Source organism: Actinotignum sp. usb-actsch-rep-73 (assembly GCF_059082735.1).
This window is the reverse complement of record NZ_JBHNPV010000064.1, coordinates 28954-48603: the sequence shown is the minus strand read 5'-3', so window position 1 is coordinate 48603 and position 19650 is coordinate 28954. Positions and strand designations below refer to the sequence as shown.

Sequence of the window (19650 nt, the reverse complement as noted above, 5' to 3'; positions counted from 1 at the left end):
CTGTTTTCCTCCCTCAGTTCTTCAGCAGGTTGATATCGTCAACGCTCGTTGTCGACCGTGACTTGAAGATGGACACGATGATCGCCAGACCGACCACGACTTCAGCGGCCGCGACGATCATGACGAAGAACGCCATAATTTCACCGTTCACATCGCCGAAGATTCGCGCGAAGGTAACGAACACCAGGTTCGCGGAGTTCAGCATGAGCTCAACGCCCATCAGGGAAATGATGGCGGAGCGACGAACCAGAACGGTAACAGCGCCAATTGAGAAGAGCACTCCCGCAAGCAGGAGGTACCAAGCCAGACTCACTTCTCCTCCTCTTCCTTGGTTTGTGCGGGTGCTTCAGCGTCAGCCACACCGGCGGGACCGACCGGCTGATCAAGGCCGGTGGGCGCTGCCGGGCCAGGCATACCCCACGAGCCCGAACGCTCGACGGTCTGCGATGCAAACTGTGCAAACGGCGAGTCGATGGTATCGCCGGTACGGGCGAGCATGAGCGACTGTGCGACGTCGTGGTCGACCTGATCGATAGAACGCTCCAAGCCACGAACACGAATCACGCGCGGGACGGATTCTTCGACCGGGCCGAGGGTTTCACCGGAGATGGCCGGGACGTCAGCAGCGTTGCTGTGTGCGTAGACGCCAGGTGCCGGAAGCTGACCGATGCGTCGGCCGGATTCGGCAAATGCGCGCATCTTGGCCTTTGCGGTTTCTTCCTGCGAGATCTTCGGGCCGAGGTTGTCAGAGTGCGTCAGTAGCATTGCGCCGATTGCGGCGGTGATGAGCAGTGCGCCCGCGACCTCCATCGTCAGCCAGTGCTGCGAGAAGAGCGTCGTTGCGAGGGACTCGATCGGCTCATTCGAGTACGGGTCAGCGGGGACGAGGCCCTTTGCGTCAGCCGCGAACTTCGTGTGGCCGAGGGTGGCAGCGATGATCACTGCAAGGCCCAGCCCCGCGATGACTGCTGCGATAATCGAACCGCGTGACTGCGTTGCGTAGTCATCGGTGGCACCGATACCAATCATCATGATGACGAACAGGAAGAGCATCATGATTGCGCCGGTGTAGACGACGATCTGCACAACACCGAGGAACGGTGCCTGTTGCGTCAAGTAGAGAACTGCAAGCCCCAGCATGACGCCGACCATCGAGATAGCGGCGTATGCGGCCTTTTTAAAGAACAGGACGCCCAGTGCGCACACCACCATGACGATTGCGGTGCATGCGAACAGCACGGCTTCGCCGGTAGATACCATCTCGGGCCATGTACCCAGTAGATTCATCGGACTTCCTCCTTTGCCACCACGCGCGCGTTGGCAAGGCTCGGATCCTCAGGACGGTGTTCCTTCACCCAATCAATCTGGGACTGGGTGGCACCACTGACCGCACCGCGGTAGTAATCGCCATCGTTCAGCCCCTCGACCATCGGGTGAGGCGGAGCGAGCATTCCATCGGAAAGAGGAACAAGCAGATCCTGCTTTTCGTAAATATCGTCTGCGCGAGTGTAGGTGGCGAGCTCGAAGTCATTGCTCATCGTCAGAGCACGAGTCGGGCAAGCTTCGATGCACATACCGCAGAAGATACAACGCAAGTAGTTGATCTGGTAGACGTTGCCGAAACGCTCGCCGGGGCTGTACTGCGCCTCGGGAGTATTCGATGCTGCTTCAACGAGGATAGCGTCAGCGGGGCATGCCCACGCGCAAAGCTCGCAGCCAATACACTTTTCCAAACCATCTGCGTAGCGGTTCAGCTGGTGACGACCGTGGAAACGAGGCATGACGCGCGCGGGTTCGCGCGGGTACTGCTCGGTGACGGTCGGACGGAAGAAAGACGAGATGGTGACGCCGTAGCCGGCGATCGGAGCAAAGAATTCGCCGATCGGCCCCTTCGGGTCATGCTCGAAGCGCATTTCCTCATTCTTCGAATCGTTCTTCTTACTCATCGGTGTCCTCCTTCGAGGCAGTCGCCACGACCGGCGTGCGGCCGGCGCGCGGGGACTCAACCGGACTCTGACCGGGAAGTGGCGGGATCGGGAAGCCATCAGCGAAGCCGGTGTATTCCATATCTGCAGGCTTGGGGGCCGGTTCAGGCTCTCCCTTATCCGTGACCCACATAATCAGCATGATGATTGCGAAGAGGATGACAATCGATACGCCAAGGACTGGCAGGGAAACCTCAACCCATTCGGTGATGCCACGAACGATGGCGACGGCAACCAGCCAGACCAGAGCGATCGGCATCAGCCACTTCCAGCCGAAGCTCATGAACTGGTCGTAACGGAAGCGGAGCAGCGTTGCACGGGTCCAGATGAGGAGGAACATGAAGAACCACATCTTGAGGAAGAACCAGAGCATACCGAACCAGCCGTCGTTGATGACCGGTACGTGCGACAGTGGCCACGGCGCGTGCCACCCACCGAAGAACATCGTGGTGGCAACCGCGGAAACGTTGAGCATGTTCACGTATTCGGATAGGTAGTACCAGCCGAACTTCATGGACGAGTATTCGGTCATGTGACCGGCGACGAGTTCGCCTTCAGCTTCGGGGAGGTCGAAGGGCAGACGGTTGACTTCACCGGTAGCCGAAATGCAGTAGACAACGAACGCTGGGATCAGCGCAAATGCCCACCAGACCTGGCCTTGGGAAGCAACGATCTGCGAGGTCGACATCGTGCCCGACATGAGGAACACGGAAACAAGCGCCATACCCATTGCGAGTTCGTATGAAATCACCTGAGCGGACGAACGAACCGCACCGTAGAGCGGAAGCGTCGAACGGGTTGACCAACCGCCGAGGACAACGCCGTACAGGCCAAGCGAGGTGATTGCCAGGATGTAGAGCGTTGCGACCGGCATATCAGCCAGCTGAAGCGGGCTGGAGTGACCGAACAGGTTAACGTTCGGACCCATTGGAATCACAGCAAAGACGCTGAACGCGCTGAATGCTGCGATGGCCGGAGCGATGAAGTACAAGAACTTATCGGCTCCGCGAGTCCACATGTCTTCCTTGAACAGAAGCTTGCCTGCATCCGCGATTGCCTGGAGCAAACCGAGCGGGCCGGCCACGTTCGGGCCCGGACGGGTCTGCATGCGGCCGAGGCCACGACGCTCAACCCAGAGGGCAAGAAGAACGTTCAGGATCAGGTAAACGATGATGAAGACGGCCTTGATGAGCGTCAGCCACCATGTTTCCTGCGAGAAATCTGCTGCGGTGTAATCAGGCACCGCACTGAGCAAGAGTTTCACCGGGCCACCTCCCCAGTAGCGCTGAGAGCCACGAGGCAACCAGCGTCACCCAGCGACTGATGGACTGCAGAACCCTGCGAGCATTCGGGAACCCACACGACGTTGTCGGGAAGGTCCGCGATTTGCGCGGGCAGTGTGATGGAACCGCGTTCAGTGGAAAGCGTCAGGGCTTCACCTGCATTCACGCCGGCACCTGTCAGCGTTGCCTGCGAAGCGAATGCGATCACGCGACGAGCAGAACCAGCGAGCCACGGCGCACCATCTTGCAGACGGCCAGCATCAAGCATCGGCTTGTGCGTTGCGAGAACTGCCTGACCAGCACCGACTGCTTGAGGAGCCTGCGGGGCAACCGGCATGAACTCGGCACGAGCGCCGTCCCAGGTACTGATGGCGTTGACCTCGTCGTATAGGTCGGTCAGCGTCAGAATGCCAAGATCCTCGCCAAATTCCTCGGCCAGCTTGACCAGAACATCGCGGTCGGTCAGCGAACGAGCGGAAACAGCCTGACCGTAGGGGCGCAGACGACCTTCCCAGTTGATCGACGTGCCGTTCTTTTCCAACTGTGGAGCAACCGGAAGAACAACGTCGGCCAGCTCGGTGATCTCAGAGGAACGAACCTCAAGGCTCACCAGGAACGGAACTGTTTCAAAAGCGCGAAGCGCAAGAGCCGGATCGGTGAAGTCGCGGTAGTCAACGCCACCAACGACCAGTGCCTGAACCGAGCCGTCGAGGGCACCTGCAAGCTGAGCGTCAGCATCCAGGCCCGCGCCCTTCGGATAGGACTTCCAGCCGAGTGAAGCCTGCGCGGCCTCGTCGCCCAGTTGACGACCGAAGGGCAACACGCCCGGTAGCAGGCCGGCTTCGACTGCGGCGCGATCACCGTTACGGCGAGGCACCCACTGCAAACGAGCACCCGTACGCTCAGCCAATTCGACAACCGCGGAAAGCAGGCCCGGGATGCGAGCTGCGCGCTCACCTACCAAGATGACGCCACCGTTCAGTGCGGCTGCAAGCTCTGCGTTCTGTTCGCCCTCAGCAATCGAAGCAACAACCTCAGGCTCGGTGCCAGGAGCGGCACGCAACAGAGTCGCGCTCATCTTCGCACTACCGTTCGTGGTGAACGGAGCAACCGTCGCAACCTTCACGCCACCCTTACGAACACCCTTGCGCAGGCGCAGGAAGATCGCGCCCGCTTCATCTTCAGGTTCGAGGCCGACCAGCAGGACTTGCCCCGCATTTTCAAGGTCGGTGTAGGTGACGCCAAGACCAGTACCAGCAACCTTCGAAGCCAAGAACGAGGTCTCTTCAGCGGAAATCGTGCGAACGCGAGCGTCGATCGAATCGGAGCCGATGACGGTGCGAGCGAACTTGCTCCATGCCCAGGCATCTTCGAAACTCAGGCGACCGCCGGGCAGGAAGCCCGTCTGATCCGTAGCTTCGAGACCCTTACGGACACGGTCAAGAGCATCCGACCACGAGGTCGGAACCAGTATGCCGTCTTCGCGAACCAGCGGGGTGACCAGGCGATCCTGCTTGTCCCACTCGAAAGCAAAGCGATCCTTGTCGGTGATCCACTCTTCGTTGACCTCCGGATCGTTGCCGGCCATACGACGGACAACCTCACCGCGCCGGATATCGACGCGGAGTGCAGAACCGGAAGCATCATGCTCGGCGACCGACGCGGTCGACACGAGGTCGAACGGGCGGGCGCGGAAGCGGTACGAGGAAGCGGTCAGTGCGCCGACCGGGCAGATTTGAATGATGTTGCCCGAGAAGTAGGACGCAAACTGGCGACCGGTCTGATCAAGATCAGCTTCGGTCAGGTCACCAGAGTTTGCCGAACCAATGATGCCTGCATCACCGTAGGGACCGGAGATTCCGGCGTTACCCAGGTTCTTCGGCTTCGGGTTGTGGAAGTCCAGAGCAGTCGTGTCGAACGCGCCGATCTGTTCTGCCATGAAGTAGTGGTCGTCGGTCGGAGCCGTACCACCACCGCGACCCTGCAGGTCGATGAACACGTCGCCGGAGATTTCCTTACCGAAGCGCACGCAACGCTGGCAGAGAATGCAACGATCGCGGTCGAGCAGGATTTGGCTGGTCAGACGCAACGGCTTGCGGTAGGTGCGCTTCGCATCGGCGAAACGGGACTTTGCGCGACCATCGGTCATTGCCTGGTTCTGCAGGGGGCACTCGCCACCCTTATCGCAGATCGGACAGTCCAGCGGGTGGTTGATCAGCAGGAACTCCATCACGCCATGCTGTGCCTTCTTGGCAACCTCGGATGTGAACTGAGTCTTGACGACCATTCCGGGAGTGACGGTCTGTGCACATGACGGCTGAGGCTTCGGCATGAAACGAAGCTCGCCGGTGTTGCGATCGGGCATACCGACCTCGACCAAACACTGACGGCACGCAGCAACCGGTGCCAGAAGCGGATGGTCGCAGAAGCGCGGAATACGAATTCCGGCCTGCTCTGCTGCACGAATAACAAGCGTGCCCTGCGGGACGGCGACAGTGACATCATCAATGACGACATCAACCATGTTGGGAGCGTCGCTCATCGGACACCTCCTCTGGCGTAGATGGCGGATGCCTCGTAGGGGAAGAGCTCATTGGCCGGAGTAGTCAGACCGGCTTCGAACTCTTCGCGGAATCGCTGAATACCCGACTTGACCGGCGTTGCAGCGGCATCGCCAAGGGCGCAGAAGCTACGGCCGGCAATGTTGTTCGCGATCTCGCCGAGCAGGTCAACGTCTCCGGGAAGCCCCTGGCCCTTTTCGAGGCGGTACATGATCTGCTTGAGCCAGTACGTACCTTCACGGCAGGGCGTGCACTTACCGCAGGATTCGTGCTGGTAGAACTCGATCCAGCGAGTGACCACGCGAACCACCGACACGGTCTCGTCAAAGACCTGCAGGGCTCGGGTACCGAGCATCGAACCTGCAGCGCCGACCGACTCGTAGTCGAGCGGGGTATCAAGTTCAGCTTCGGTGAAGATCGGGGTGGAGGAGCCACCGGGAGTCCAGAACTTCAGCTGATGACCATCACGGATACCGCCGGCCATCTCGATCAGTTCACGCATCGTGATACCGAACGGAGCCTCGAACTGCCCCGGATTGTTCACGTGGCCGGAAACGGAGAAGATGCCGTGCCCCTTCGACTTTTCCGTGCCCATCGATGCGTACCATTCCGGCGAATTGCGGAAGACACCAACGACCTGAGAGATCGACTCAACGTTGTTCACAACGGTCGGGCGGGCGTACAGACCTGCGACTGCCGGGAACGGTGGCTTCAAACGCGGGTGGCCACGACGGCCCTCGAGCGAATCGAGGAGCGCTGTTTCCTCACCGCAAATATAGGCGCCAGCACCAGCGTGAGCGGTGATCTTCAGATCGCCGAGCAGACCGGCATCGGTTGCCTCTTTAATAGCGTTTAGCAGACGACGGTATACGTGGACGACCTCGCCACGCAGGTAAACGAACGCGTGCCTGCAGTTGATGGCGCGACTGGTAATCGCGATGCCTTCAACCAGAACATGCGGGTTCGCCATGATGGTCGGGATGTCCTTGCACGTACCCGGCTCGGACTCGTCAGCGTTGACAACGAGGTAGCGAGGCTTGCCGTCATCTGGTGGAAGGAAAGACCACTTGAGGCCCGTCGGGAAGCCTGCGCCACCACGACCGCGAAGACCGGAGTCCTTCACGATCTGGACGATGTCGCCCGCTTCAAGAGTGTTGGCCTTCTTCAGACCCTCGTAGCCACCGCGCTTCAGGTACGAAGCGAGAGTCCACGACTGGTCTTCACCCCAACCGTTCGTAACGATCGGCGTGAGGGGCCCAGGAGCTACAAATGTTGTCATGCCTGTTCGCCTCCCTGCTCACCTTCGGTGCCAGCAACAGCAACCGGCTCGGTCCACCCATTTTCCGCGGCGAGCTTGCAACCCAGCAGGGACGGCTCACCGGCGGACGGACCTTCGTTTTCATGGCCATCAAGGAAGCCTGCGAGTGTGTGCTCAACTTCCTTGAAGGTCGGGGCAACCGCAGCGCCACGCGTCGGGTGGACGGGGCGACCAGCTTCGAGGTCATCGACCAGAGCAAGTGCCGATTCGGGCGTCTGATTGTCGAAGAACTCCCAGTTGACCATGACAACCGGCGCATAATCGCAGGCCGCGTTGCATTCGATGCGCTCAAGGGTGATGCGACCAGATTCGTTGGTTTCGTCGCTTCCCACACCAACGTGCTCAGAAACAGCATCCCAAATCGCGTCGCCACCCATAACTGCGCAGAGCGCGTTCGTGCACACACCAACCAAGTAGTCACCGTTGGGGTGACGCTTGTACTGCGTGTAGAACGTTGCAACGGCACTGACCTCTGGACGCGACAAGCCCAGAATGTCGGCGACCAGGGCGATACCGTCGGGGCTGACGTAGCCGTCTTCGGACTGCACCAGGTGCAGCATCGGAAGAAGAGCCGAACGTGCGTGCCCTGTCGGGTAACGGCCAATAATTTCTGCGGATTCAGCCCTCAGGCGGGCTTCAACTTCCTGCGTGTAGCTCATCGGTCAACGCCTCCCAGCACCGGGTCGATGGCAGCAAGTGCAACGACGACGTCGGCCAGCTGGCCACCTTCGGTCATCATTGCCATGGCTTGAAGGTTTGCGAACGAGGGGTCACGGAAGTGGGCGCGGAACGGGCGGGTGCCCCCGTCAGAAACGAGGTGAACACCGATGATGCCCTTTGCGTGCTCAACCTGCTGGTACACCTGACCAGCGGGGACCTTGAAACCTTCGGTCACAAGCTTGAAGTGGTGGATCAGGGATTCCATCGAGGAGCCCATGATCTCGGAGATGTGCTGCAACGAGTTGCCCTGACCGTCGGTTGCCACCGACAGCTGTGCGGGCCACGCAATCGCCGGATCCGCGACCATCACGGGAGCACCTTCGCACTTCTCAAGACGATCGAGGACCTGGTAGATGATGCGCAGAGACTCGTAGCACTCGTCGAAACGAACCATGACACGGTTGTAGACGTCTGACTTGTCGCGCGTCGGAATGTCGAACTCGAACTGTTCGTAACCACAGTAGGGCTGGGACTTACGAAGGTCGAGTGGCAAGCCAGCGGCGCGGACGCCCGGGCCGGTCGTGCCAAGAGCCATCAGAGCGGACAGTGGCATGACGGCCACGTCGCACAGACGCTTCTTGAAGATCGGGTTCTGCTTCGTCAGGTCTTCGAGCTCGCCGATATCGCGACGAGCCTTCGGAAGAAGCTCACGGATGTAGTCAACGGTGCCTTCGCCAATGTCCTGTGCGACACCACCGGGGCGGATGTACGCATTGTTCATACGCAGGCCGGTGATGCGTTCAAAGATGCGGAGGATCTCTTCACGACCGCGGAATGCGATCGTCATGATCGTCGTTGCACCCATTTCGTTACCGGTCGAACCGATAGCGACGAGATGCGAGGCAATGCGGCAGAGCTCCATCATCATGATGCGAATCAGGTTCGCGCGCTCCGGAATGTCATCCGTGATGCCCAGGAGCTTTTCAACGCCGAGGCAGTAGACGGCTTCCTGGAAGATCGGGGCAACGTAGTCCATACGGGTACAGAGCGTCACGCCCTGCGTCCACGTACGGTATTCCATCGTCTTCTCAATGCCGGTATGAAGGTAGCCGGTGTCAACGCGGGTTTCGCGAACAGTTTCACCGTCGAGTTCGAGGATCAGACGCAGAACGCCATGGGTTGCCGGGTGAACCGGGCCAAGGTTAACGACGATGCGCTCGGAGGAAATCTTTTCGATTTCGTTCAGAACGTCCTTCCAGTCGCCACCCTGAGTCATGACCTCGGGAACTTCGTCCATATTCAGCGGGGCTGAAGAAGCCGCCGCGTGGAAGTGTGGTGTGCTCATCAGTTGTATGACCTCCGCGTGTCTGCAGGCGGAACTGTTGCGCCCTTGTATTCAACGGGGACGCCACCAAGCGGGTAATCCTTGCGCTGGGGGTGTCCTACCCAGTCGTCAGGCAGTGCGGTACGAGTCAGCGACGGGTGACCGTCGAAGATGATGCCGATGAGATCCCAGGTTTCACGTTCCTGCCAGTCGTTTGCCGGGTAGACAGAAACGATGGAGGGAATGTGCGGGTCACCATCGGGGCACGTGACCTCAAGACGAATGTTGCGGTTGTAGGTGATCGACATCAGCGGGTAGATCGCGTGGAGTTCGCGACCCTCGTCTGACGGGTAGTGAACACCGTTCGTGCCAAGGCAGAGCTCGAAACGAAGATCTGCATCGTCACGCAGGTACTTTGCAACGCGAGCAATATGATCGCGGACGATGAAGATTGTCAGTTCACCGCGGTCGACAACAACCTTTTCGATGACCTCTTCAACCTTCAGACCGTCGGCTTCGATCAGTTCTTCAAGAATGTCGACTGTGTTGTCGAACCAGCCACCGTAGGGGCGTGGCGTTTCACCGGGAAGGAAAGATTCCTTCACCAGGCCGGAAAATCCGGTCGTATCGGGGAACATGCCTTCGCGACGCGTCATCAGTTCGGGTGCACCGAACGCACGCTGTGGGGCTTTGGCTACGACTTGGGAGTCGTCCGGGGTGACGATTTCGTCACTCATGCGAGGAGTCCCTTCATCTGGTGGGTGGGCGTTGCAGCGAGAGCTGCCTGTTCAGCCTTGCGGGCAATTTCCTGACGGTGAACGCCGAGCGGTTCCTTACCAATCTGCTCACGCAGTGTCAGAACCGCGTGAATCAGGGCCTCGGGACGGGGCGGGCACCCAGGCAGGTAGACGTCGACGGGAACGATGTGATCGCATCCCTGAACGACGGCGTAGTTGTTGAACATGCCGCCCGATGATGCGCATGCACCCATCGAAATAACCCATTTGGGTTCCGGCATAGAGTCGTAGACACGACGAATAACGGGAGCCATCTTGTGGCTGACACGACCTGAAACGATCATCATGTCCGAGTGACGCGGCGATGCGCGGAAAACTTCCAGACCGAAGCGGGACATATCGAATCGAGGTGTGCCGGCTGCCATCATTTCAATAGCACAACATGCCAGACCCATGGTGACCGGCCATTGGCTGTACTTGCGTGCAAGGCCGAGAACCTTCTCGATGCTTGTCAGCGCAACGCCAGCGGGCAGGCTTTCTTCAAGACCCATTTATCTGCTCCTGTCCCTCAGTAATCCAGGCCACCGCGTCGCCACTCGTACACGTATGGCACGGTGATGAGCGCGATGAACGTCAGCATTGCAATAAGCCCGAACAGGCCGAGCTGGCTGAAGCTCACTGCCCACGGGTACATGAAGACGACTTCAATGTCGAAGATGATGAACGTCATGGCGACCAGGTAGTAACGAACCGGGAAGCGACCTTCGTGAAGGTGCCCCGAGGTCGGTTCAATGCCACATTCGTAGTTGTCAGCTTTGGTCTTAGACTTCTTCGTCGGGCCGAGAATCGCCGATGCGCCAAGGCCACCAAGTGCCAGCACGAGTGCAGCCGCAGCCATAATCAGCAACGGAAAATAGGGATTCGTCATCGTTCCTCCCGGGGTTGAAAGAAGTGAAGGGCGTTCATACGGACGGCACCATCTTTGTCAACATTGTGATGAGGCGGTCATCAAAGTCGCCGCCCTTACGTTCATAGCCGTCAGAAAGTAGCTTGTGAACGAAAGTCATAAGTCGCGGAATTGGCAGACCCCTGTTGGTGCAGAGCTGCATGATTCGCGGATTTTCAATGAGAGCCACGAAGACTCGGCCCAGCTGGTAGTAGCCACCGTATTCTTCGCGGAGAAGTTCGGGATATTCGCTCATGGCGCGGTCGATGCCTGCCGACGTGGTGCGCGAGAAGGCTTGGGCGATGCACGAGGCAGCGAAGCGACCCGCCTTCAGAGCCGGTGCGATACCTTCGCCATTAAACGGAGACACCATGCCACCTGCGTCACCAACGAGTACGAGGCCCGACACGTAGTGTGGCTTGCGATTGAAGCTCATCGGGAGGGCAGCTGAGCGGAGCGGGCCGATCTGATTTTCAGGGGTGAATCCCCATTCCTCAGGCACGTTCGCGATCCACTGTTCGAAGACCTTCTTGTAGGGAAGCTGCGTCGCATTGGCTGTAGAGGCAACAGAGCCCAAACCAACGTTGACGATTCCGTCGCCCATGGGAAAGACCCAGCCGTAACCGGGAAGCAGGTCCGATTGCCCGGGCACGCCCGACCAGAGTTCCAGCTGGGATTCCATGTAGTCTTCGTTGCCACGAGGCGACTTGAAGTAGGCGCGCGCCGCAACACCCATGGGGCGCTTGATCGCCTTTTCGATGCCGAGAGAGGTAGCGAGCCTGGCAGAAACACCACCGCAGTCGACAACCATCTTGGCGCGCATTTCCAAGGCCTCGGCATCTTTACCGCGCCCCTTCTTTGCCTTCACACCGCACACGCGACCCATTGGACTGGTCAGTGCGCCGGTGACGGTAATTCCCTCCATCAGACGGGCGCCCGCATGCACTGCATGCTGGATCAGATCGTGGTCCAGCTGCATGCGTGCGCGCGTCATCCCATAGCCCGGAAGCGACTTCTGATCAGGCCAGTCAAGGGAAATCGTGTGTCCTCCGCCGACGACGGTCAGCCCTCGGTTTCGGTTCCACGTGGAGATGTCCATGCCCATCGCGATCAATTCGTGGACGGCCGCGGGAGTCAGGCCGTCACCGCAAATCTTGTCGCGCGGAAACTCTGCTTTTTCAAGGACGAGGACGTCAATCCCTAGCTTTGCCAGGTGATATGCGGTGGAGGAACCCGCAGGTCCGGCACCGACGATAATGACGTCGGCATCCGTTACGCCAGTAAGGTCATTGACCACTGGTAGCCCTCCCAAAAAAGTGAGCGCAGCTGTACGGGCTGCGCAGATGTGCAAGTCGGAGCGGTGTGCACTGCACCGCGATCCGAATTGAAAGCGTAGCCTGTTGCGCCAACGAGTGCGCCCGTTCTTCAAGAAAGGCGGATTTTCGGGAAAAGTGAAATGCGAGCGTTAACAAAGATGCATTCAATTCGGAAAAAGAAGACGTACCTAATTCGGTACGCCTTCCTCCTCATTGATCTGTGGTGCCCTTAGGACAACGGCTTCACAGCTCGGTGCAGTGCCGCGATTCCGCCAGTAAGGTTTCGATACTGGACATCGGCCCAGCCGTTCGCGGCGATCATTCGAGCAACATCTTGCTGATCCGGCCAATCACGAATCGACTCGATCAGATAGTCATAGGCGACATCATTCGACGACATTACTTTCGCCATCACCGGCATCACGGTGGACTGGTAGAAGTTGTAGAGCCTACGGAAAACCGCGTTCGGCGGGGTTGAAAACTCGCAGACAACCAGGCGGCCTCGTGGACGAACAACTCGCGCCATCTCACGTAGCGCGCGAGCCGGATCTGGGATATTACGCAGCCCCCACGAAATCGTCACCGCATCAAAGGACCCATCTTCGAACTGCAGGTCAAGCGCATTACCCTGGACGAACTCAATGTCGGGGTGACGCTGGCGACCAACCTCGATCATGCCTTCGGACAGGTCGCAAGCCACAACCTCCGCCCCGCCCTTCGCCAAGGCTGCCGACGAAGCGCCCGTGCCCGCAGCAAGGTCAAGGATCCTCTCCCCCGGTGCCGGCTTCACCGCGTTGCGCAACGCGACCATCCACACGTGATCCATACCGCCTGTCATCAGCGCATCCATAAGGTCATAGCGCTCGGCAACACGGTCGAACATCGATGCGACGTCGGTGGTTGATTTCGTGAGGTCAGCGCGCAGTGCGCCCGAAGGTTCATTCTCCATACCCCTATCTTCCCACGTCGGCCCCTCGTGTCATACCTGCACCCATATCGCACTGCTCGTTCACACTTCGCGCATCCCCGCTCCCGCGCCCACATCGCACTGCCCGTTCACACTTCGCGCATCCCCGCGCCCGTCCTCACCAGTAAGACGCCCGCATTGGTTCACCCTCACACCCACACCCAGGTGAGGCGCACACACCCCAGCAAAGTCGCACGGGTAAGATTGACCCATGCCCACCGAGCTTTCCGTTCCCACTTTGCGTGTGCGTGCAGCCTCACTTCAAGGCACCCGCTGGGAAAACACGCCGCTGCTTGAACTGATCCCCGACGGCGTTTCGCCTTTCGTGTGGTTCGGATGGCGTCAATCAATGGTCGGCTGGGGCACCGCCGCCGAATGGTCATCCAACACCCCGTCCGCTATTTCCGATTCGGCATCGTGGTGGGACCAGGTGCGCCGTGCCGCAATCGGCGAGGCCGACCACACTGGCCTCAGCCTTCCCCTTGCTTTTGGGTCCTACGGTTTCGCTTCCCCCTCTGTTTCATACCTGAGCATCCCCGAATTCGTGATCGTGGCGACCAACAAGGAACGCTGGGCTGTTTCAATGTCCTGCTCGGATACTGCTCGTGATCCACTTGAGGTGCTCGCCCAGCTCCGCCCCAGTTTTAAGGACAGCGAACTGACCGGGCCGGACGGCCTCGTGACCGATACCGGCAGGATGACGCAAGCCGAATGGGCGTCCAGCGTCAAAGAACTCGCGGGGCGCCTCCAGGCTGGGGATGCCGCGAAGGCCGTCATGGCGCGCGACATGCTCGTACGGGCTGAAACCGCGATTGACCAGCGGTATCTTCTTGCTCGACTCAATAGGCTCTACCCGCAGACCTGGCGTTTCGCCGTCCATGACCTTGTGGGCGCCACTCCTGAAATGCTCGCGTCCGTGCACGTTTCTCAGCTACGTTCGCGAGTCTTGGCTGGAACTGCGCCTGCCGGCCACACCGATGAATTGCTCGCATCCGCGAAGGATCGTCGCGAACACACTTTGGCGGTTGATTCCGTTGTTTCAGCGCTCGCTCCCCTCGCATCTGAAGTCAACGCACCCGATGACCCCTTCATTTTGGAGCTCCCGAACGTCGTCCACTTTGCTTCCGACATTCACGCCACTTTGGCAGATGCGAACCTGTTGGATGCAGTCGCCGCTTTACATCCGACCGCAGCAGTCTGCGGGACACCGCGCCTCGAGGCGCTTGAGCTGCTGAAAGTGCACGAGCAAACCGCGCGCGGACGCTATTCCGGACCAGTCGGTTGGATCGACGCCGACGGCGAGGGTGAATTCTGCATTGCCCTCCGCTGTGGCCTTGTTGAAGACGACGGGCATACACTGCGCATTTTTGCAGGTGGCGGAATTATGCCGGATTCTGATCCTGAGATTGAGCTTGCAGAAACGCGCCAGAAGATGGCGCCACTGCTGGAGGCACTCAGCTTGTGAGGGCATCTCTGGCCGGCTGACTTTGTCGCTTGGCGGGTAGAGCGTCGCGTCAGATGCAACTGGTGCCAGGGTCAGGATCGTGGCACGGCACCAACTACACCCAACGCGACACAAACACACAATTCAGGGCAAAAGTGTCGCGTCAGGTGCAGTTCGGAGCACAAAACCCGCCTCCTCACCGCACCAGCTACACCCAACGCGACAAATCCGAGCTTTTAGACACACATCTGTCGCACCAAGTGCAGTCGGCGCACTTGCAGCAGAAGAGAGACCCCTAGACCGCTCCAAAATCAACGGTTGATAGACAGTAAGACCCTGGCTTCTACAGGCACATAATGTGTCCGCAGAAGCCAGGGTCTTGTTCCGTCTGACAGACGCTTCAGCTACTGGTACAGCACGCTATACCGAATAACGCTCTGCCAGTCGATCAGTTGAACTCCTTGCGAGTACGTCGTTGGGACGCCACCATGGTGCCACCTGCAACAAGGAAAGCTAGCGACACGTACAAAGACAGCCCAATGTGCGCAGCACCCGTCTTCGCGACTTTTGCAGGCGATGGCGGCTTGACATCGATAACTGCAGGATCTTTCGTGACCTTCAAGGTGAGCTGAACTGCCGAGCTGTCAGTTCCCTCAAGGATCTTGTCGCGCCCGCCTTCCTTCTGGACAGAAACCCATTCCATCGAGAACGATGCCGAACGACTACCTTCAACTGTCGCCAACGCCTTCATGTATCCAGAAACCTCGCCACTCACGGTGATGTTCTGGTCAAGTGGCGCGGTGTCTGGCACCTTGAAGCCAGCCACTGTCAGAATCAAGCTCGACTTCGTGTCATCATGAATTGCTTGACGCAAAGCCTTGTACGTTGGGTAGTCGCCCTTAAGCTTCATCGAAAGAGTGACGACACCATCTGCATACGCCACATCCGAGATCTCAAAAGCATCCGTTCCGGTCAGGGCGTAGCTTGTCTTGTCCTTCGGCCAGACTGCTCGAAGTTCTTCAGGAACGCTAATGCGAGTCGTGAATTCACTCTCGATCTGCTTCACCATCACTCGATCGAAGTGCTCCGCGGGCACGTTGTTGCTCTTTTCGATCTCTTCCATCTTCTTCTGAATCACGCTGACATCAAGGTCGGCCGAGAAGTTCAATTCGCTTCCGCGCTTGGTCATGTGGATAGCTGAATTCTCGGTATCACCATTGACCAGAATGTCGGCGGGCAACAGCGCCTGCTCCGGAGTGATGACTGTGAAACGAATGGACTTGTCCGAAGCATCGGCCACAGCATCCCTGCCGTCAGGCCACTGTTCCGCACCCCAGGAGAAGTTGAATTCCTTAGCCGTTCCAGCTTCAGAGGTAGCTGTCGCTTCGAACGCGCCGGTGATTTCACCAAAGACCGTCAGTTGCTTACCAGCCGGAGCATCCGAATTAACCGTGACACCGGGGATAACCATCTTCATCCAGTGATCCTTCGCACCAGCATCCATAACAATCTTTTGCAGCTGTGCGTAGTTCGTGACGTCCTTATTCAGCGTCATCTTCACCGTAAGGGTTCGACCGTGAACTGATGTTTCCTCAACCTTGAAGCCTTCACCAAAGTCCCGAGCTTGTGGCGTGACTTCTGCCGGAAGCGAGAGCCCTTCCGGAATAGTGAAGGTTGCTTCGAAGGCAAAGTTGCGAATCTGAATCCCAAGTTTCTCGTAATTAGCGACCCCAGGATAAAGAGCCTCGATTGCCTTCATTTGTTCTTTAATAGGCTCAACATTCAGTGCGCCTACAAAGTCGAGCGATTCCCCACGACGCACTGGATACGCAGCATTATGCTGAGTTTCTTCACCAACCCGAATATCGGCGGGCAGAATCCCCTGATACGGCTTCACTACGACGATCGTGTACTCAATTGCCTTGACGTTGCTCGAGTTCGGATCCCCTGTCGAACCATCTTGCACCGCATTCCAAGCAAACTTGAAAAGCTTTGAGGTGCCACCGGGGCTTGTAGCAACTGCCGAGAATGAACCAGTAACCTTTCCACTTATCGTGAGCTTGTCACCATTGGCAACCTTGTCACCATCAATACCCAAACCATTAACCGTCAGCGTTAAACCGCCATCAGCCATCGGGGTAACAGATTCTACAGCCGCCTTGAGTTTGGCGTAATCCGTCATTCCCGCTTTCAGGCTCAGGGTCACGGTGATGTCGCGATCGTCAACCTTCACGTCCGTGACCTCGAAAGCATCACCCAAACCTGCCGGAGTCACCTGAGGAGACTCAGGGATAGTGACGCCCTCTGGCATGGTCAACGTTGCAGTGAACGTCGATGTCGGAGAAGTCAAAGCAATCTGTGAAAGCTTCGAGTTTTCGCTGTTAGCGCTTCGATCCATCATGACCGCAGAACGATCACTACCCGTAACCTCAGGGAACAACGATTCAATCACGTTCATCTGATCTTTGATGGAATCTGCGTTGATAACACCGGTCACGCTGAATGTGTCACCAACGCGAACAAATTGTTCCTTGGAGCTTTCGGCAGGGTTGACACCCCAGATATCTCCAGGGATTTCAGCATCGTTCTCGATCTTGTCAACCTTCGGATCTTCTTTCCATCCGAGGTAGAAGGTCATATCTTTCGTGATTTGTGGGTTATCGCCTGGTCTGGAGAACAGCCACGACTTCCGGTCCTTGAAGTTATATTTCTTTCCACCGGTGGGGGTTGTGTACCAATTCGTCGTGTCGCCGAGTATCCATCCGTTCTTCTGAGCCTTCTGATCCGGCACAAGCGTGTTGTAGTCGAGCGCACCAAGAAGAGAGCGGAACTCGTCGCCGTATTCTGCCTTCTTCTTCAGTACTGCGACGTCGCCACCGTTGGGATCGGTAATAACCGTGAACACGTCTGGATTCGTCTTGAAAACGGAATCATCGGAGAAGCGACCACCATTTGCAGAGAATGCAACCTGATACAGGTTGACGTCGTACTGCGCATACAAGTCGATGCTTGATGCACCCGTAATGGAAAGAGTCTCGCCCGGAGCAATCGGCTTGCCCTGCCCTGCAGGATCCGTCGTCCAATGTTTAAACGTCTTTCCTGGAACAGCAAATGTTGAATCTTGAGCGCTGATCGAGTCAAAGTCCAGAACAGTCGCTGACTGAGCCGAGGGAGCAACGGCACTGACGAAGTTCGTGCCACCGTTGTTGTTGTGGTAGATCACCGACGCTGCATTCCACTTAGCGTAAACCTCAAGGTTCGTATCCACGGCAGATGAAGCATCAAACTCGTGTTCCGCACCAGCGTCATCCCTGTAGAACCATCCAAGGAACTCGACTCCATTCGCGTCGGTCGGAGTACCGGGATCCACATTTCCAGCAATCATGTCGAGGGCATAACCGCGAATTGTGGTGGCAGTCTTGGACTGTTGTGACCCGTCTGCGAATGAGGCGTTGGAGTTGTTCAATACGTAGGTAACCTTGGCGCTTGGCACCCACACGTGTTTGAGACCATCATCTGAGGCACGCGCAACGTTATAGGTGTACCTGTCACCGTTAATGTTCTTCGGATTCAACACATTCGTTGAAGAATCAGCCAAGGTCAGCAGGCTCAGTCGCTCATTACCGTTCTCGGCACCGTTCGTCGGCGTAGTGACGTTATAGTTGTAGGTCGGATCGTAAGCGATCTTGAACGAGCCACCGGTTACAACGTACTGCGCAGGAGCGTTCGCACCACCATTATCGGCTGTTTTATCTACCGCAGCAGTGTTGACAACGCTGTTGCCAACAAACTTAATGAACTGGCCTTCTGGGTTGTTACGACCAGCTCCGAATAGTGGAATGTACCGCAGGTTTTCACCGACGAGAGTCGAGTTCGTAAACGTGGCGTTTGAATTCTCGTAGTTGATGTTGTAGCCACCTGCGGTGCTGTTTTTGAAGACCATCGTGGAGTCGGTGACTTCCATGGTTGAATGATCACCCTGAGAAATACGCGATCCGTCAGAAGTGAGCGTAGAGCCGTTGACGATTCGAAGCTGGCCGAAAATTGCCATCGTCTGCTTATATGCAGAAGAACCAATGGCTTTGTAGACATACAAGTCAGAGTTATTCAAATCGAGAGAATACGTGTCTTTTTCAGGGTTCAGGTAGTACCAGACTCCGCGCGTGGTGAGCGACGCATTATTCATCACAAGCGGAGCGTACTGCTCGCTCTTTTCGTCCTTCGCTTGCACATTCACCGTGCAGTTGTTAAAGCTAGAACCTTTCCCATAGGTGAAAGCTCTCCCAGTGCTCTCTAGGGCAGATACGGTCAGCGCTTCTCGCGACGAACCGTTGAATTTGCCTTTCAAGTTAAAAGCAATCGCGTTCCGATCAAGGATGTAGATACCATCATTGACTTCCGCGCCAGAAGCAATGTCGAGAGCAGTTGCAAAACCGCTCATCGTGAGCTTAGCGCCATGAGAGGCCCCCAGCTTCGCACCGGCAGAGAGAATGATGCCATTTTGGCCGTTTGAACCGGTAAAGGTGGCATCTGAGTACACGTCAAGGTGTGCACCACTTGGGATAGTAAGCGGAGTGCCGGTTGTAAAAGTGCCTGCGATATGCAAAGTTCCGCCGTCACCAAGTGCATTTAAACCAGCTTTCAGCGATGCAAGTGGCGCATCTGCAGAAGTGCCAGCATTATCATCACTGCCAGAATCAGCATTCACCCAGACGTCAGACAAAGACTTGGTAGCCGGCGCCATACGAGGAAGCCTCTGTGGCTGAGCTATCTTATTTGAATCGGAGGGGGAGGCTTGAGAAGGAAGCGATGACGAAGCGGTTGGTTCGCCAGAGCCAGTCGACTGCGTGTTTTCCGTTGGAGCATTCTCTGAATCGCTCGAATTTGAAGCCGAAACTCCCATTCCATTGTCCGATGCATCTGCCTGGGATGACGAATCAGTCGGTGCAGTCTGAGACGCAGGAGCCTGCACCTTAGAAACCGTACTCTCTGAGCCTTCTATCTGTTCAGTAGCCCATGCGCTTGCTGGTACGCCAATCAGGACTACCGAGGCAGAGACGGCGAGCGCAAGTAGGCGCCGGCATGTCCCCCTCGTCCACGGAGCTCGAT

15 protein-coding genes are annotated in these 19650 nt (G+C 57.7%); 1 reads left to right on the top strand and 14 read right to left on the bottom strand.

The genetic code is table 11. The features are described from left to right. Window positions 1-13: 13 nt before the first annotated feature. The 13 genes from nuoK to AC5RE1_RS04640 all read right to left on the bottom strand — a co-directional run bounded on the left by nuoK (window position 14) and on the right by AC5RE1_RS04640 (window position 13079). The gene (gene nuoK / locus AC5RE1_RS04700) at window positions 14-313 is read right to left on the bottom strand and encodes an NADH-quinone oxidoreductase subunit NuoK (protein WP_006680808.1); all 300 of its coding nucleotides are present in this window, start codon (window positions 311-313) and stop codon (window positions 14-16) included. Beyond that, complete coding sequence (locus tag AC5RE1_RS04695; protein WP_103632683.1) at window positions 310-1287, bottom strand: NADH-quinone oxidoreductase subunit J; 978 nt, start codon at window positions 1285-1287, stop codon at window positions 310-312. Before AC5RE1_RS04695 ends, nuoK begins: the two co-directional genes overlap by 4 nt. Then, the gene (nuoI, locus tag AC5RE1_RS04690) at window positions 1284-1946 is read right to left on the bottom strand and encodes an NADH-quinone oxidoreductase subunit NuoI (protein ID WP_006680806.1); all 663 of its coding nucleotides are present in this window, start codon (window positions 1944-1946) and stop codon (window positions 1284-1286) included. Before nuoI ends, AC5RE1_RS04695 begins: the two co-directional genes overlap by 4 nt. Then, a complete protein-coding gene (gene nuoH, locus AC5RE1_RS04685; protein WP_103632682.1) occupies window positions 1939-3249 on the bottom strand; it encodes an NADH-quinone oxidoreductase subunit NuoH in 1311 nt (436 codons plus the stop codon). The genes nuoI and nuoH overlap by 8 nt, the downstream gene beginning before the upstream one ends. After that, window positions 3246-5810, bottom strand: coding sequence for an NADH-quinone oxidoreductase subunit G (locus AC5RE1_RS04680; RefSeq protein WP_103632681.1), 2565 nt, complete (start codon window positions 5808-5810; stop codon window positions 3246-3248). Before AC5RE1_RS04680 ends, nuoH begins: the two co-directional genes overlap by 4 nt. Beyond that, the gene (nuoF, locus tag AC5RE1_RS04675; protein WP_103632680.1) at window positions 5807-7108 is read right to left on the bottom strand and encodes an NADH-quinone oxidoreductase subunit NuoF; all 1302 of its coding nucleotides are present in this window, start codon (window positions 7106-7108) and stop codon (window positions 5807-5809) included. Before nuoF ends, AC5RE1_RS04680 begins: the two co-directional genes overlap by 4 nt. After that, the gene (gene nuoE, locus AC5RE1_RS04670; RefSeq protein WP_006680802.1) at window positions 7105-7806 is read right to left on the bottom strand and encodes an NADH-quinone oxidoreductase subunit NuoE; all 702 of its coding nucleotides are present in this window, start codon (window positions 7804-7806) and stop codon (window positions 7105-7107) included. The genes nuoF and nuoE overlap by 4 nt, the downstream gene beginning before the upstream one ends. Next, on the bottom strand, window positions 7803-9152 hold the full coding sequence (locus tag AC5RE1_RS04665; protein WP_006680801.1) for an NADH-quinone oxidoreductase subunit D: 1350 nt from the start codon (window positions 9150-9152) through the stop codon (window positions 7803-7805). Before AC5RE1_RS04665 ends, nuoE begins: the two co-directional genes overlap by 4 nt. After that, window positions 9152-9868 carry an NADH-quinone oxidoreductase subunit C gene (locus AC5RE1_RS04660; protein WP_006680800.1) on the bottom strand — a complete coding sequence of 239 codons (717 nt, stop codon included), beginning with the start codon at window positions 9866-9868 and terminating at the stop codon, window positions 9152-9154. Before AC5RE1_RS04660 ends, AC5RE1_RS04665 begins: the two co-directional genes overlap by 1 nt. After that, the gene (locus tag AC5RE1_RS04655; protein WP_006680799.1) at window positions 9865-10419 is read right to left on the bottom strand and encodes an NADH-quinone oxidoreductase subunit B; all 555 of its coding nucleotides are present in this window, start codon (window positions 10417-10419) and stop codon (window positions 9865-9867) included. The genes AC5RE1_RS04660 and AC5RE1_RS04655 overlap by 4 nt, the downstream gene beginning before the upstream one ends. 17 nt (window positions 10420-10436) lie before the next feature. Continuing rightward, a complete protein-coding gene (gene ndhC, locus AC5RE1_RS04650) occupies window positions 10437-10796 on the bottom strand; it encodes an NADH-quinone oxidoreductase subunit A (RefSeq protein WP_006680798.1) in 360 nt (119 codons plus the stop codon). Between the two features lie 34 nt (window positions 10797-10830). After that, window positions 10831-12111 (bottom strand): geranylgeranyl reductase family protein, encoded by a 1281-nt coding sequence (locus AC5RE1_RS04645; RefSeq protein WP_006680797.1) that lies wholly within the window; start codon window positions 12109-12111, stop codon window positions 10831-10833. Between the two features lie 248 nt (window positions 12112-12359). Further along, window positions 12360-13079: a class I SAM-dependent methyltransferase gene (locus tag AC5RE1_RS04640; RefSeq protein WP_285068005.1), complete on the bottom strand. Its 720-nt coding sequence runs from the start codon at window positions 13077-13079 to the stop codon at window positions 12360-12362. 229 nt (window positions 13080-13308) lie between these two features. Between AC5RE1_RS04640 and AC5RE1_RS04635 the strand changes: the two genes are divergently transcribed. Continuing rightward, on the top strand, window positions 13309-14562 hold the full coding sequence (locus tag AC5RE1_RS04635; RefSeq protein ID WP_285068006.1) for an isochorismate synthase: 1254 nt from the start codon (window positions 13309-13311) through the stop codon (window positions 14560-14562). Between the two features lie 427 nt (window positions 14563-14989). Here AC5RE1_RS04635 and AC5RE1_RS04630 read toward each other — a convergent pair whose 3' ends face one another. Next, complete coding sequence (locus AC5RE1_RS04630) at window positions 14990-19285, bottom strand: InlB B-repeat-containing protein (protein ID WP_285068007.1); 4296 nt, start codon at window positions 19283-19285, stop codon at window positions 14990-14992. Between the last annotated feature and the right edge of the window lie 365 nt (window positions 19286-19650).

Excerpts from the sequence above, each read along its gene's own strand:
- nuoF (WP_103632680.1), bottom strand. The coding sequence starts at position 7,108 with ATGACAACATTTGTAGCTCCTGGGCCCCTCACGCCGATCGTTACGAAC.
- AC5RE1_RS04630 (WP_285068007.1), bottom strand. The coding sequence starts at position 19,285 with ATGGCGCCGGCTACCAAGTCTTTGTCTGACGTCTGGGTGAATGCTGAT.
- AC5RE1_RS04640 (WP_285068005.1), bottom strand. The coding sequence starts at position 13,079 with ATGGAGAATGAACCTTCGGGCGCACTGCGCGCTGACCTCACGAAATCA.
- AC5RE1_RS04655 (WP_006680799.1), bottom strand. The coding sequence starts at position 10,419 with ATGGGTCTTGAAGAAAGCCTGCCCGCTGGCGTTGCGCTGACAAGCATC.
- AC5RE1_RS04635 (WP_285068006.1), top strand. The coding sequence starts at position 13,309 with ATGCCCACCGAGCTTTCCGTTCCCACTTTGCGTGTGCGTGCAGCCTCA.
- nuoE (WP_006680802.1), bottom strand. The coding sequence starts at position 7,806 with ATGAGCTACACGCAGGAAGTTGAAGCCCGCCTGAGGGCTGAATCCGCA.
- AC5RE1_RS04680 (WP_103632681.1), bottom strand. The coding sequence starts at position 5,810 with ATGAGCGACGCTCCCAACATGGTTGATGTCGTCATTGATGATGTCACT.
- nuoI (WP_006680806.1), bottom strand. The coding sequence starts at position 1,946 with ATGAGTAAGAAGAACGATTCGAAGAATGAGGAAATGCGCTTCGAGCAT.
- ndhC (WP_006680798.1), bottom strand. The coding sequence starts at position 10,796 with ATGACGAATCCCTATTTTCCGTTGCTGATTATGGCTGCGGCTGCACTC.
- AC5RE1_RS04660 (WP_006680800.1), bottom strand. The coding sequence starts at position 9,868 with ATGAGTGACGAAATCGTCACCCCGGACGACTCCCAAGTCGTAGCCAAA.
- AC5RE1_RS04695 (WP_103632683.1), bottom strand. The coding sequence starts at position 1,287 with ATGAATCTACTGGGTACATGGCCCGAGATGGTATCTACCGGCGAAGCC.
- AC5RE1_RS04665 (WP_006680801.1), bottom strand. The coding sequence starts at position 9,152 with ATGAGCACACCACACTTCCACGCGGCGGCTTCTTCAGCCCCGCTGAAT.